Here is a 13,560-nt window from a genome sequence, read left to right as displayed (position 1 = left end):
ACTCCTATTAAATAATGTCTGCCTAACATGCAATGTTTTGACGCGCTTTGAACTTCATAAAAGTGCCAATTGCGGACATTCGTACATGGCTAGTTTCTAGCCCCCAATAAGTTATAACCCTAACTACTTAAGCTATCAAGAGCATCTACTGCCACACAATGAACAGTTTTTCTGATGACACAAAGTGGTAACCCTTAAACTCATGGGGCGCTTCTTAATCAAGCTATTGCACTATGACCATATAGAAGCAAATGCAGCATCAGAAGACTTAGGCTTAGGTTTAGCTTCATCTATGGAAAAACGAATTGGGATGTTGAAAGCTGAACCGAATCCAATAGCGTCTCCTCTGGGTAAACCAGAGATTTCACTAAGAGTATGTTCGTTACCATTTTCTATCGCATGTCTTAATGCATTGATATCTCGCTCATTAGTTAAACGCAAAGAAATCCAATTTGAACACATGGCAAGAACTGTAGAAGATAGCTCTGAAGGCCTCTGCGTACTCACCAGTAAAGAGCAGTTAAATTTACGTCCTTCTTTTGCAAGCCTTTCGTATGCTTTAAGTTGAGCACTTTCCTCTGAAAAAGGATCTCTGAGGTAGTGATGTGCTTCCTCTAAAAGAAGCATTGTTGGATAATTCTTATCTTGGCCTCTTTTAAACAATACATCTGCGTACATTTCTAAAAGTGAACCTAAAATCATTGGGGAATGATCGTCTGCAATATTTTTTAAATTAATGATATGAACATCCCAATCTTGCACTTCCCCCGACTTTTTACCAAAAATATAGTCGACTTCTTTTTCAATTTCTTCACCCCACATAGCCGTAGGGTTATTGATAGCTTGGCCACCAGATAGATTAACCACATTATTAAAGCGTGGGTCATCTACAAGTTGTTGAATAATTTTAACTAATGGCAATACGTTGCCATAACTAAAAGCATCCCTTTTACTTGTACCGTTAGGCATAAAAGCTTGGCAGCCAAACTCTGCAACAAGGTTAGCTAGCGCTTTAAAAGGAGGCCATGTTGGAAAATGTCCAAGTGAGTTGCTTCTTAGTTTCATTAACCATTTACTTAATTGTTCTTGTCCATCTTGCCTACAGTCATCAACTAATTCGAACCAATTTTGAGTTGTTGATGGTGGTATGGTTTCTCCTGTAAGAATGGTGCCATTGTTACCTGCACAGACCATATGAAGTGATTTCAATGCATTTCGTAATGCAGGTAATTGTGTTTTATCGCTCGGTCTTAGTAGCTTGATTAATCCTGCATAGCCAAATGCTTGATAGGGAATTCGATGATAAACTGGGTGTCTACCGTCAAAAATATCGGGGGAAGGAATTGGAACACTTCCTAAGATCGTCTCCTTCACTCGCGCTTGCCCAATAAAAGCATCAGCGTATTCACCATTTATATCGAATATAACGAGTCTAGAGCTTTTGAATTTTTCACGAATTCTTTGTGACAATAAAGCATTGAAATTAGATTTTCCATAACCTGTACTACCTAGAACAGCCAGGTGTCTTGAAAGTAGAGAGTTGAGGCCTACATTAATCTTAGTTGTTTTAGTTCTAGAATCTCGCCCGAGTTCAATTGTTGATTCTTTTTCGTCTTCATTTACACCGTAAATAGTTTCTAAATAGTCGCTTGATAGTGGGATAGCTTTCGCCCCTAATGTTGGTAATTTCCAACTCTCGGAAATAAATTTTCGACTTGCACCATCCTGATATACATAACCGATTGAATATGCAATTAACTGCCGTAAAGGGGTATCAGTTACATTCATTGTGCCAACGTTAGAGGTGTGGGCTTTATCTGGATCAACAAATGCCATGTCTGTTACTCTAGCAACAACTAGGTTAGTACCTGCATCCAATCCAATTAAATCACCAGGCTGCGAGACTGAGCTTACACCTCGTCGGTGAGATGCCAATTGACCTTTGTGTCCCTCAAGTAAGTTTACACGAATTTTAGTTCCTTCAAGAGCAACAACATAGCCAATAGAATCAACGGTTTCAATGCTCATATCTGATTACCATTTAGAACTAAATCATTAATAGCTGAAACGAGATCCTGTGTGGTATTGTCTTTAGGGAACAGCACGGGTTTTGGAATGTATTTAACAAATGAGTTGAAGTAAGCCTTTGAACCTCCGCCAACAATCGTAATTTGATTTAATGACAAAGATTTAAGCTTTTTGATGCATTTTTGAGCTTCATTTAAATCCGTAGAATTTGTCTTTATTGTATCGAGTTCAGGATAAAAAATAACAATATGTAGAGATGGGTTTAGTAGCGCACCGAGAATAATCCTATTAATATGGTAGTCACCGAACCCATATCCGTTGATGAAAATGGCGGTTTGAGGTTTTGATAAAAATTCACTAAACCTGCGAAACATCTCACCGTACACAAAACCTATTGTGTGGTGATACTTATTAGCACCTGGATAAATTAAGAATTGCTTATCGTACACAGGTTCACCTTTTAGCAATGGATCAATATAGCGGCTTTTTGCTAAAGCTGAAGGGATCTCCTTAATATTACTGTCATGCTCTTGAATCCAAGATAGTGACCCATGTAATTTATGCAAATAAGCATGATAATGCCCAAATCTTGCTTCACCTTTTGCTGTGACGTTTCTAAAGCTCAAATCAAAGTTTTGAGGTTGAAATGTTCTAGTGTGAAGTCCAGAGAAGCCATTAACAAGTTGTATCCCTATTTCTTCAGCCGCCCACTCTAATGAGAGATCATAGTTGGTAGTAAAGTAAGCGCGCAATTAAACCCACATACCAATATTAATGCTACCTATGCATAATTTACTCAGCATATTAACCTGAGGTAATTATGAATAAACAGCAAAAAATAAAACACTGGCAAGGCATTTTTGAGCAGCAAAAATCGAGTGGTTTAGCCATCATTCAATTTTGTCGTGATAACAACATTAACGCATCGACTTTCTATGTTTGGCGTAAACGCCTTTCTGACGAAACGATAAGGGTTAAAAAGCAACAGGTGATCCCGTTTGTTATTCATGAGCAAGCCTTTACACACCCTTCAATCATTAAACTCACCACACCAAACGGCTATCAAATAGACTTCGAGTCGACATTAGCTAACCAAACGCTAGCCAAATTATTGAGCGTACTGTGACACCTTGCACCCACCAAGTTTACTTGGTCACGGGATTCACCGACATGCGAAAATCAATCAATGGGTTAAGTATTATTGTCAGCGATACCCTATCTCTCGATCCTTTAAGCCAAGCGTGGTTCGTTTTTTGTAATAAACAACGCGATAAATTAAAAATTTTGTTTTGGGATACCAATGGTTTTTGGCTTTATTATCGTCGCTTAGAGCAAGGACGATTTCAATGGCCAAATCATGCTCAAGCACACGTAGCCATGGGGATTGAACAACGGCAGTTACAATGGTTATTATCTGGCTTACCGGTAAATAATAAAACCCGCCACTCAACTTTATCAGGGTTATCAGTGATATAAATTAACCAGAACGTTTTTTTTACTTGAACGATCTTTCCCATGTGTCATGCTATTAAAATGCCAGACACTATTCTCATCACCGAACTACAAAATCAGCTTGCACTTATGCAGGCTAAGCTTGATGGCTTAGAAAAAGATAAAATTTCACTGCAAGAAGATAAGGTTGAAATGCAATCGCGGATTGACCACTTGCTTGCTGAGCTTAAGTTAAGTAAATCCCAAAAATACGGTAAAAAAAGTGAAAAAGCCCCACGGGGCACCTTCAATGAAGCGGAGCAGCATAAAACGACTGAGCCGCCTAAACACCATAAGAAAGGTAAACAAATACTGGCTGAGCACTTTGAACGAGAAGAGGTTGAGCACACCTTAACCGAGTTAACGTGTCAGTGTTGCGGTGAACAACTACATCAATGTGGTAGTGAAGACAGCGAGCAAGTGAAGATTATTCCGGCGAAAGTCAGTGTCATTAAGCACAAACAATTTAAATATGCTTGCAGACATTGCGAGCATGAACAATTGGCCAGTAAAATAATCACCGCGCCTAAACCCAAGCAGCCTATTCCTGGCAGCATTGCGAGTCCAGAAGCGTTATCGGCGGTTGTTACGGGCAAATACTGCGATGCCTTACCGCTTTATCGTTTCGTTGACATACTGGGCCGTGGCGGCCTTGAACTATCGCGCGGAACATTAGCTAATTGGTGTATTAAAGCGGGCCTGCTAATCAGCCCCTTAGTGGCAGCCATGCAACGTCACTTGCTTAGTGAGCACAGTTTATGTGCCGATGAAACCCGTACACAAGTGTTAGATGAAGGTGACAACCCTAGCAGCAATTCCTACATGTGGGTTTATCGCAGCAATGAGGTCAGCCGTGAGCCTGTCGTGATTTACGATTACCAAGCAGGTCGAAGTCGCGCTTGCGCAAAAGAATTTCTTGCCGGTTATCAAGGCTATTTACAGTGCGACGGTTACCGTGTTTATGACGGTATTGAAGGCATTACCCCTGTTGGTTGCTGGGCACACGCTAGACGCAAATATAACGATGCCTTAAAAGCAGAGTCGAAAAACAAAGGTCGAGCGCATAAAGCCATCAGCTTTATCAGCCAATTATATAAACTGGAAACCCACGCTAAAAACAAACAGTTATCTCCTCAAGCGCGGTATCAGTTACGACAAGAAAAAGCCTTACCCATATTAATGCACTTTAAAGCGTGGCTTGATGAAGCCGAAGGTAAAGTAACGGCGGGGAGTTATATTGGCAAAGCGATAAAATACACGCTTAATCAATGGCCGAAATTAATGCGGTATAGTGAAGATGGCGAACTAGGGATTGATAATAATATTACTGAGCGAGATATTCGGCCGTTTACCACTGGTAGAAAAAACTGGCTATTCTCAAAATCGGTTAATGGTGCTCAGGCCAGCGCGATACTTTATAGTATTGTGATGACCTGCCGTGCCAATGACATCAATCCTTATTACTACTTTGTGCATTTATTTAAAACGTTGCCGAATCGAGATGAGGGTGATGATGATTTTACCGACCTAATGCCGTGGAATGTGCAGCTAGACTTCGATTATAGCTAAGCGCACTGCTTAAATGCGCGCTTACGTAGTAAAAAGCATAGGAGCAGCTTGACCTGGCTGGCGATTCGAAATCAATTTTTCAAGTAATTCTCGGTGATATTGGAATCTATCTTGTGACCCTATATTTTCATTCCCAAAAGTTTCTTGCTCTACCAGTAATGCAGCTTTAGTTACAGATTGATATAAACAAAGGAGGACTTTTAAAAGCCTATTGATCGGTTGCTGCTCTTGGTCAGTATCAGTATTTAGTGGTGTAGTTTTTTTGTATACAGATAAGTATTGGGTTACTTGGTCTAAAAGTTGCTCAACATTTACATCTTGGTTAGTGATGTTTTCTTGAGTTATGAGTTTAAAGGCAAGTAATTCATGAACTATGTTAGATGTGCTGCTTATTGAATCAAGCCACACTTCTTTCATTGTCATACCACCACAACCTACAGAAGCACCAGCTCCAAGCAGAACACCAATGTTTTCTAATTGGCACAAAGAACTTAAATGACTTTTAAAGTCATCCTCAGAAATCACTGAACCACCTTGGTAGATAAATTCACACATCTTGTTCTCTTTACATCAAAAGTAGTATCAAAGAGTGTGCGATTTTTAACAAAGAAACACAATAGCTTACGTAATTTTCCTTAACTTTAGTCAAGTGCGCCTTTGTATCCAGGTTGTAGTGGCATAGTTAATTTGGCCACCACTTTAAGAGTCGATCGGAGGCTCGCTGGGACAGTAACATCAGGGCGTTACAAACGGCAGCTGGCACTTAGCCGAACTTTGACAAAGAGCTAGGTGCGCACTAACGGCTTCCAGTGCTATTGTGCAGAGCCAACAATTATTTTATTGTATGTTTTACTGCAATTTCCAGAGTCTTACTAATATGACTCTACATGTGGAACTCCAAACTTACTATGTCTCGCTAAGTAAGCTTTAGCTTCCTATATATGAGATGAATTTATGGATGATGATACTTCAAGAGACACTACTGAATGTAAAGAAATTAAATTAGATTCACCTTCAGTAAACAGGACTATAAAATCATTGCCTTCGCGGCAGTCTGGCATCGATAAGGCTCTTGCAGCTATGGCAATACCATCTTTTGCAGGTATTGCATCACAAGTTTTTGCTAAGCGGTCTGTTATTGATAACGCAATGGCAGCTATAGCGAGACCATCTTTTATAGATATTGCATCACAGGTTTTTGCTAAGCAATCTGTTATTGATAATTCTTTGGCAGCTATGGCAAAACCAATCGCTTTAGAAAGTGCAATGCAGGCTTTTTTTTCTCAGCAGGCTGTTATTGATAGCGCAATGGCAGCTATAGCGAGACCATCTTTTATAGATATTGCATCACAGGTTTTTGCTAAGCAATCTGTTATTGATAATTCTTTGGCTGCTATGGCAAAACCAATAGCTTTAGAAAGTGCAATGCAAGCTTTTTCTTCTCAGCAGGCTGTTATTGATAACGCAATGACAGCTATAGCAGATTCCTCTAGTCTTGCGCACGCTATTAAAAGTTTTGCTACAGCTAGTTCAGTTTTTCTATCTGATTCAAGTTATTTATCTGAAATGGCGCAAGTAATATCTGCCGTTAATATGGAGTCAGTAAATGCATCTAGCATAGAAAGGGAGCTAGAGAGTACAGAGTCTAAATTTAATTTGGTGGAAAATGGTAAAAACTTTCTCAGCACTTTCAAAAGTTTGCCACCTTTAATTCAATTTATACTTTTTGCCTTTTTAATGAATGTCATTTTACCGCAAGTAAATAGCATTTCAGCAAATCTGCTGACTCCTTTAGTAGAAAATTATTTAGAATCTAACAAAAAATCAGATAGGCAAAAAATCAAAGATATCAAAAAAATTCCACTTACATTGAATGATATTGATACTACAGATTTGCGCTTTATAACAGGCAATAACGTGCGTCTTCGAGCTAGCCCTTCTACCAACGCTGAAATTTATGATGAATTAGTCCTAGGCCAAATCGTAACGGTTTTAGCAAAGAAAAGGAATTGGGTAGAAGTTATGTATGAATATGAAGGCGGTGAGTCTATGTCTGGTTGGGTATTTACTAGGCATACCGCAAAATTCGTAAAATGAAACTAACAAGGAGCTTTTATATACCAAACTTGTGTCATACTACTGACACTAAGCTGTCCTTAAGCCGTAACTCATTATTGTCCAAAAACGAGTTGACCCGACAGTCCGGTTTTCGCTCTAGGCGGACTTCGCCAAAGTGCCATTTCCGGACGTTCGTAACGCTGCGCTAAACGGTGGAGTAAAGTTGGCGACTTTTTTGTGCCCTTTACAAAAAAGGCGACAACTTTACGGAGTCCGTTTGAGCGCCTGGTTATACATTATTACGGCACATCTATACATTTGAATGATCCGCTTATTATTTTGTCGTTTTTTGTTTTTTCATAGTACAAGATTCTAGAACCACATTCACTTGTTTGCCATGGCTTACAATAGTTGTAACTAATAGTACATATTAGCTCTTCACAACCTGCAGAAAGAGTATTTGATTTGTGAGCCATACTGTTACCCACCATACCCGCAAAAACTTTACCTACATTTCGTTCTGATTCATTTTCACAACTAAAATTTTCACTACTTATATCCTCACTAGAATAGTCTGAAAATATTTTTAATTGTTGAACTAACTCTTGGTCATAATCCACATAAGAATAAAATTGATAGAATTTTGTATACCACCCGACAAATACGCCAAGAAATAATGTAGTTGTGAAAATGATAAGCTTCTTCATACTATTTGTGTATAACGCAAAGCACACGGGCGTCGAGCCACGCAGCGGGTTGGCGTCCCAGCGACCAACGCGAGTGAGTGGTGCGCATTGTTAGCAAACAAAGGGAAAAATCCGTACAACACATCAGCACATACATGAATAACATAACACTCATGATTCAATTTTTTACGCATACTTTTAATTGCTGGTCACATTTAAATGACACTGGGCATTGTGTGTCAAACTGGCATTGGCCTTGTCTGCTTAAATTAGGCAATGCACTCGATGGGTTTGGTAGTGTATTTATAGGAGTTCCGAAGTTATTAACTGGTTGTACACACTGACCTGTAGACGACAATGGTGGTTTAACACACTTTAAGGTTCCACCACATTCAAGGTCATTGGTACAGCCATTTTGAACCTGAGGGGCAGAGTATGATGATTGAAACACCTGAGGTACTTTTGTACTTTCTAATGGAGTAAACTGCTGAACAGGTTGCTGGACTTGTTTACGAGAAGGGACTACGGGCGGAACATAAGTTACTGGTGCGGGTTGATAACTATTCTTTGCACCGTAATAATTGCCTATCGCGTTCATGATACCAACAATTGCAACCGTCCATAGACCCGACTTATCCGATTGGTTGCTTGTAACTTGTGTCTGCGACTGCTGGTTAGGTAGGGTTAGAGGTTTAAAATTTGGGCTCGCACCGTTTCTAACCAATAAATCAACAATACTTCTGTGACCTTGAAAGTTAGCAAACTGTATAGCAGACCTTCCAAGCTGATCTGTATCTGCAACTTGAGCTCCATATTTCAGTAATAACTCGGATGTTCCAAAGTCACCTGCAAATGCAGCTTCATGAAGCGGAGTGATACCATTTACAGTTTTGATATTAGGGTTAGCACCTTTAGCCAAAAGCTTATCAACTAATGAAGGGGAATTATTGATGGCGGAAAGATGGAGTGCCGAATACCCTGTACCAGACACAACATTCACATCAGCACCGGCATCAAGCAGCATTTGAGTTATCTCATAACTCTTAGAATAAACTGCTTCAGTAAGTGGATAGACACCTTGGCTGTTATATATATTTGTATCAGCGCCAGCTGCTAAAAGCAAACTGACTACGTAAGTGTTTTTCTTAATAACCGCTCGACTAAGCTCAGATAAACCATTGAACTTGTTTTCGGAGTAGTCTTTGGTCAGAATGCCCGTCGTAGCATCGTTTTCTAGTAGTAACTTCACGAGCTCGTTATACCCGTTCTCAATCGCTCCATGAAGAGCAGTGTAGTTATTAGCTAAAACGACATTAACATTTGCGCCTGCTTTTATAAGTAATTCTGCAGCTTCGGGTTCTTGGGAAATAATTGTTTGTGTTAAAGGGTAGAAATTTTGCTCGTTGTATTGGTTAGGGTCAGCACCACGTTCAAGCAATAGGGCAACAGCATTCTTGTTTTTTGTAATTGCGGCTATAGTCAGTTCTGATAAGCCATTTTGATTTGGGTTTGGCTTGTTCTTGGTTAAGAATCTGGTTTTTGCTCCATTATCCAGTAGCAACTTAACCATTTCGGTATTGCCATTTTCAAGTGCCGCGTGAAGTGCTGTACCATTAAAATAGTCAACAGAATTTGGGTCTGCCCCATACTCTAATAGTAGTTTGACAAATTCATACCGGTTTTGCGCGGCAGCTGTTTTGAGTGGTGGTAGCGGTGCATTAATATTTGGATCAGCTTTATTACGGAGTAACATTTCAAGTTTTCGAACGTTACCGTCACCGAAAGCCAAAAATTGTGTCAACGGCGTGTAGCCGAATGTCACTTCATTTATCTGCTCATAAGTTAACTTCGCAAGTTCATCTTCTTTTTCAAGGTTGACAAGCCTAGCGACACCTATTCCGCTACAGCCAATCAAGAAAAAAAGTAATAAAAATGGCAATAACTTAAATTTTATCATTGTACTGTCCCTTTTACTGATAATAACTGTTAGCTGAATGCATTACTTCTTTAGTCGAAACAGGCCTTAAGCTATGCAACATCTTAGCGCTATCAAAAAGTATCTGCATATCTGTCAAAGACTACAACTTCTGCATTTTTTGAAAATGTGTGGAAAATTTTCACGAGCAAATAGTTTAGACTTTCTCCATCATTAACCCGCAAGTACACATCCTCAAAGTCTTCAACCATTAAAATTCCGCCTTGCTCTGGAATACTGCCAATAGAGTCCGAAGTCCGAGACCATGATATATCTACAGATTCGCCTTTCCTATCGAATGCCTGCAAGTCTGTTATAAATGCACGTTTTGATGTTGAAACATTATGAACTGAAATCTTCAAAACACACTCGCGATGCTCTTTTAGTGCCACAGATGAAGGATGATGCGCCCGACCAAAGAATAGCTTTTCGCCTGCTTTCAGCTCAGCTTTAATTTTTCTTTCATTGAAGAAACTCCATAAAGCAAAAAAGCCAGATAACATGGCACCTGTAGCCGATATAATCGCTGCAAAGTTTGCTGAAATCATAAATCCTCTTTGGGCTGCAGAAGCTAACGCCTACAACAGGGGTTGGCAAACGCGAAGCGTTTGACAATCCCGTTGCTTGTAATTGTTAGCGTGCATTTTTGTATAAGCCTGCCAATTCTTGTGTAAGAAGCGTTGCTGAAATTTCTTTGCATCCGCTTACGTTTTGCCCAGCCCACAAAGGCGAGAACTCACCGCTGCCTAAACTTTCGGCCTTCGCACGCAAAGGGGCAATGGCAGCTGACGCCATTGGAAAATCAGGGGCGGTGTGGTTTATCGGTCCAAGTTCGTCAATTAGGCGGTTCACGATTCCACGAGCCAGCCCCCCACTGAATAGGTTCGTAATTGCGGTGACGCGAGCAGAATCTCTTTTTAGGGCCGCGCGATGCACTGCCGTTGTGTTGGCTTCAGGGCACAGCAGATACGCCGTGCCAATCTGCACCGCAGTGGCACCAAGCTCTATCGCGGCGGCAACACCTTTGGCGTCAGCAATACCACCGGCGGCGATGACTGGGACACTTACCGATCGTACGATCTGCGGAATCAACGCAAAGGTGCCAACCTGGGTGTAAAGATCTTTTGATAGAAAGAAACCGCGATGCCCGCCCGCCTCGAGCCCTTGAGCAATGATGGCATCAACTCCGTGCGCCTCTAACCAAAGAGCTTCGTCGACAGTTGTTGCAGTAGAAAGTATTTTTCCGCCCCATCCACGCACCCGATTCAGCAGCTCTATTTCGGGCAGGCCAAAGTGAAAACTCACGACTGGTGGTTTGAATTCTTCAAGTACGTCGGCAGCTTGAGCATTGAATGGTGAGCGTCCCGATTGCGAGGTTTTAGTGCTTAAATCGATTCCGTACTCGCTGAAGTACGGTGAAAGAGCTTGCCGCCAGTTTCTTTCCACCTCATCGTCAGGTTCTAGAGGAACATGGCAAAAGAAATTGACGTTGTACGGCTTTGTGGTCTGTTGCTTAATTATCGCTAGTTCGTTACGCAAGCCTTCTAAGCTGAGCATGGCGCATGGAAGCGACCCGAGACCACCGGCGCTGGAAACTGCAACGGCAAGCTCATGTCCCTGTACACCAGCCATAGGCGCTTGAATGATAGGCAAATCCACGCCAAGAAGTTCTTTTATGCTCATTGTGTTCCTCGTAAATATTGGCGCCGCGCCGCACGCTAACGCCGTAAATAAACGGCAAAAATTAGTTGGCTATAATTTGTGAGGTACGAACAAAGCCAACTGATTTTTGTCCGCCCTTTTTAATTTGCTTTGTTATATGCCCGATTACACCCCGAGATTTTTAAAAATTACCCGAGCTAACATCAATACAATAGTATAAATGAGAACTAATGTAACAAGCATTCCCAATAACCCCAAAAACACGACGTTCGTGGGTAATTCTCTCAGTGGCTGGTTTACATCTACGTTTAATACACCACCCACATAGTGAACTAAAGACACAAACAGGAATGTGGAAATAAACACTAGAAGTGTATAAACGAAATAACGAACAACTTTTCCTTTTGGGTCCGGAGCAGAATCAAATCTATAATCGAATTTATTCAAGTGAAACTCCAAGTTTGTTCAGGGCATATAACGCTCCGCTAAACCGCGCCGCTTTTTGGCGTCGGATTTGAGCGGCTTGTTATGTGTGTAGTATAAGACCGAGTCAACATTTGCCAGATGCTGATTCCATATACGAAAACGATGACCAAACCTATGGCAAGCAGACGGTTCTCAGGGAATGTAAACCATGCTACTGCCACGAGAATAGTTCGCAAAACCGCGTGGACAATACCTAATGGATGTTGAACTATCCACGACCAGACTACCCAATGCAGGCCAAGGCCCACGCCCAAACTTAACGGGACGAACGTGGGAGCATAGAGAAAGAGAGGTATATGAACCGCCCAAAGCAGGTTCACCATCAGTACGCAAAGGCCCATTAGCTTCGCCAATGGGTTATCAGAGGATATGAGCGCCTCCCCCCTAACCCGAGCTATTGCGAGCGCAAGAGGGAATATGGCTCCTGAGCCGAACAGCAGGATGAGAACCCCTGTGCGCTCGTCAAACTGCGTCGAGATTATCGCTATTGCAAGCCAGACGCATGCACCCGCGATCGGCATCGACGCCGAACCCTTCGCCGCAGCATTGAAGTCGCTTCTGTATTCTTCTAATGTCATTTCCCTGATTCCTGTTTCCAAGGTGGATTCACATAACGCAAAGCACACGGGCGGAAAAACGTGTTAGCGTTTGACGTCCCAGCAGCCGAAGGCTGCGCGTGATGCGTATTGTTAGGCATTTTTTACACCTAAAACTGACCACTGCTGCCAAGAACCTAGAGCAAAGAGGCCGCCAATAAACAAACATATACCAGAACTAATTAACCAAAATGTCAGGCTGTTTTCTGGGAACATTGGCATTAACCCGACGAAGGAAACGCCACGAATTAAAAATATACTGGCAATGAGGATTAGCGCTAATTTTGTCAGAGGTAAACTTTTAATTGCGCCCGCGCCCGACAGGCCATAAAGCGCCCAAACCAAAAGCACCATGACAATGACAGAGGTTACAATTGTCGGATACCAAAGCCCTTGCTCTGCCATCCGAGCCATCTGTTCGCCTGCACCAAAGAAACGATACCAATCGCCCCCGAATACAATACAGCCCAGATGAGCAAGTGCGGCAGCAAAACAACATATTGCCGCAGCCAGAAGATACTTGTTACTTGAAGTGTGCATCTTTCCTCCTTGAATGCCTAACGCCGAGTACTGCGGAAGACTTTTGCGAAGGAGGAACGACGCAGCAAAAGGCTGTCCGGCGCCGAAGGCGCGTACAGGTACGAATTGTTAGGCACTTTTAATTTCGTGCCAGGGTGTTAGTTTATGCTTTTTAAAGACATGCCTATAATAGGAAGCCATAACAACGCCAAAGAAAGCGCCCGCAAACATTGCGGTTGAGAGCATTACGGCCGGAGGTACATTTTGGGTGCCCCAAGCAAAAAAATACATAAATAGCCCCCAAGCACAACCAAAATAAATACCAGTTGAAAGCGCATTCTTCAAAAAGGAATTGTAATGTGGTAATGGGGCTTTAAAGCCAAGCCTGCGAAGCAATCTTGTAATTGGAGGATTGTAGTTCGACTTCCAAATTTTTGCTGCTTCGAGCTCTTTAACTGCAAAATTATATTTTTCTTCATAAGTCATAATC

14 protein-coding genes are annotated in these 13,560 nt (G+C 41.6%); 4 read left to right on the top strand and 10 right to left on the bottom strand.

Annotated elements, in window-relative coordinates:
• Window positions 1-231 precede the first annotated feature (231 nt).
• Complete coding sequence (herA, locus tag CIK86_RS04145; protein WP_086998168.1) at window positions 232-2,028, bottom strand: anti-phage-associated helicase HerA; 1,797 nt, start codon at window positions 2,026-2,028, stop codon at window positions 232-234.
• A complete protein-coding gene (locus CIK86_RS04140; RefSeq protein WP_217896503.1) occupies window positions 2,025-2,780 on the bottom strand; it encodes an SIR2 family protein in 756 nt (251 codons plus the stop codon). Before CIK86_RS04140 ends, herA begins: the two co-directional genes overlap by 4 nt.
• 68 nt (window positions 2,781-2,848) lie before the next feature.
• Between CIK86_RS04140 and CIK86_RS04135 the strand changes: the two genes are divergently transcribed.
• From CIK86_RS04135 to CIK86_RS04125, 3 genes are read left to right on the top strand one after another with little or no spacing between them, the layout of a single operon-like run.
• A complete protein-coding gene (locus CIK86_RS04135) occupies window positions 2,849-3,154 on the top strand; it encodes a hypothetical protein (protein ID WP_013465796.1) in 306 nt (101 codons plus the stop codon).
• Window positions 3,151-3,504: an IS66 family insertion sequence element accessory protein TnpB gene (tnpB, locus tag CIK86_RS04130; RefSeq protein ID WP_254910727.1), complete on the top strand. Its 354-nt coding sequence runs from the start codon at window positions 3,151-3,153 to the stop codon at window positions 3,502-3,504. Before CIK86_RS04135 ends, tnpB begins: the two co-directional genes overlap by 4 nt.
• 39 nt (window positions 3,505-3,543) lie before the next feature.
• Window positions 3,544-5,088, top strand: coding sequence for an IS66 family transposase (locus tag CIK86_RS04125; RefSeq protein WP_086960352.1), 1,545 nt, complete (start codon window positions 3,544-3,546; stop codon window positions 5,086-5,088).
• 21 nt (window positions 5,089-5,109) lie between these two features.
• Here CIK86_RS04125 and CIK86_RS04120 read toward each other — a convergent pair whose 3' ends face one another.
• A complete protein-coding gene (locus tag CIK86_RS04120) occupies window positions 5,110-5,643 on the bottom strand; it encodes a hypothetical protein (protein ID WP_217896470.1) in 534 nt (177 codons plus the stop codon).
• A 399-nt stretch (window positions 5,644-6,042) separates the two neighbouring features.
• On the opposite strand from CIK86_RS04120, the gene CIK86_RS04115 reads away from it, so the two are divergent.
• Window positions 6,043-7,185 (top strand): SH3 domain-containing protein, encoded by a 1,143-nt coding sequence (locus CIK86_RS04115; RefSeq protein WP_096317086.1) that lies wholly within the window; start codon window positions 6,043-6,045, stop codon window positions 7,183-7,185.
• A 260-nt stretch (window positions 7,186-7,445) separates the two neighbouring features.
• Here CIK86_RS04115 and CIK86_RS04110 read toward each other — a convergent pair whose 3' ends face one another.
• The 7 genes from CIK86_RS04110 to CIK86_RS04075 all read right to left on the bottom strand — a co-directional run bounded on the left by CIK86_RS04110 (window position 7,446) and on the right by CIK86_RS04075 (window position 13,556).
• Window positions 7,446-7,853, bottom strand: a complete 408-nt coding sequence (locus CIK86_RS04110) for a hypothetical protein (protein WP_086994356.1) — start codon at window positions 7,851-7,853, stop codon at window positions 7,446-7,448.
• 157 nt (window positions 7,854-8,010) lie between these two features.
• Window positions 8,011-9,789 (bottom strand): ankyrin repeat domain-containing protein, encoded by a 1,779-nt coding sequence (locus tag CIK86_RS04105; protein ID WP_086994358.1) that lies wholly within the window; start codon window positions 9,787-9,789, stop codon window positions 8,011-8,013.
• A gap of 92 nt (window positions 9,790-9,881) precedes the next feature.
• Complete coding sequence (locus CIK86_RS04100) at window positions 9,882-10,355, bottom strand: hypothetical protein (RefSeq protein ID WP_140391171.1); 474 nt, start codon at window positions 10,353-10,355, stop codon at window positions 9,882-9,884.
• 85 nt (window positions 10,356-10,440) lie between these two features.
• Window positions 10,441-11,490 carry a nitronate monooxygenase gene (locus CIK86_RS04095; protein ID WP_086994364.1) on the bottom strand — a complete coding sequence of 350 codons (1,050 nt, stop codon included), beginning with the start codon at window positions 11,488-11,490 and terminating at the stop codon, window positions 10,441-10,443.
• A gap of 464 nt (window positions 11,491-11,954) precedes the next feature.
• Complete coding sequence (locus tag CIK86_RS04085; RefSeq protein ID WP_086994367.1) at window positions 11,955-12,533, bottom strand: hypothetical protein; 579 nt, start codon at window positions 12,531-12,533, stop codon at window positions 11,955-11,957.
• 111 nt (window positions 12,534-12,644) lie between these two features.
• Complete coding sequence (locus CIK86_RS04080) at window positions 12,645-13,091, bottom strand: hypothetical protein (RefSeq protein WP_086994370.1); 447 nt, start codon at window positions 13,089-13,091, stop codon at window positions 12,645-12,647.
• 108 nt (window positions 13,092-13,199) lie between these two features.
• Window positions 13,200-13,556 carry a DUF6404 family protein gene (locus CIK86_RS04075; protein WP_086994373.1) on the bottom strand — a complete coding sequence of 119 codons (357 nt, stop codon included), beginning with the start codon at window positions 13,554-13,556 and terminating at the stop codon, window positions 13,200-13,202.
• Window positions 13,557-13,560 lie beyond the last annotated feature (4 nt).

The organism is Pseudoalteromonas sp. JB197, assembly GCF_002332205.1.
In the GTDB taxonomy this organism is placed as follows: Bacteria; Pseudomonadota; Gammaproteobacteria; order Enterobacterales; family Alteromonadaceae; genus Pseudoalteromonas; species Pseudoalteromonas nigrifaciens.
This window is presented reverse-complemented; position numbering and strand designations above follow the sequence as displayed.

Coding starts and splice junctions, on each gene's coding strand:
- CIK86_RS04125 (WP_086960352.1), top strand. CDS start 3,544: ATGTGTCATGCTATTAAAATGCCAGACACTATTCTCATCACCGAACTA.
- CIK86_RS04075 (WP_086994373.1), bottom strand. CDS start 13,556: ATGACTTATGAAGAAAAATATAATTTTGCAGTTAAAGAGCTCGAAGCA.
- CIK86_RS04135 (WP_013465796.1), top strand. CDS start 2,849: ATGAATAAACAGCAAAAAATAAAACACTGGCAAGGCATTTTTGAGCAG.
- CIK86_RS04100 (WP_140391171.1), bottom strand. CDS start 10,355: ATGATTTCAGCAAACTTTGCAGCGATTATATCGGCTACAGGTGCCATG.
- CIK86_RS04105 (WP_086994358.1), bottom strand. CDS start 9,789: ATGATAAAATTTAAGTTATTGCCATTTTTATTACTTTTTTTCTTGATT.
- herA (WP_086998168.1), bottom strand. CDS start 2,028: ATGAGCATTGAAACCGTTGATTCTATTGGCTATGTTGTTGCTCTTGAA.
- CIK86_RS04120 (WP_217896470.1), bottom strand. CDS start 5,643: ATGTGTGAATTTATCTACCAAGGTGGTTCAGTGATTTCTGAGGATGAC.
- CIK86_RS04115 (WP_096317086.1), top strand. CDS start 6,043: ATGGATGATGATACTTCAAGAGACACTACTGAATGTAAAGAAATTAAA.
- CIK86_RS04095 (WP_086994364.1), bottom strand. CDS start 11,490: ATGAGCATAAAAGAACTTCTTGGCGTGGATTTGCCTATCATTCAAGCG.
- CIK86_RS04080 (WP_086994370.1), bottom strand. CDS start 13,091: ATGCACACTTCAAGTAACAAGTATCTTCTGGCTGCGGCAATATGTTGT.
- CIK86_RS04110 (WP_086994356.1), bottom strand. CDS start 7,853: ATGAAGAAGCTTATCATTTTCACAACTACATTATTTCTTGGCGTATTT.
- CIK86_RS04085 (WP_086994367.1), bottom strand. CDS start 12,533: ATGACATTAGAAGAATACAGAAGCGACTTCAATGCTGCGGCGAAGGGT.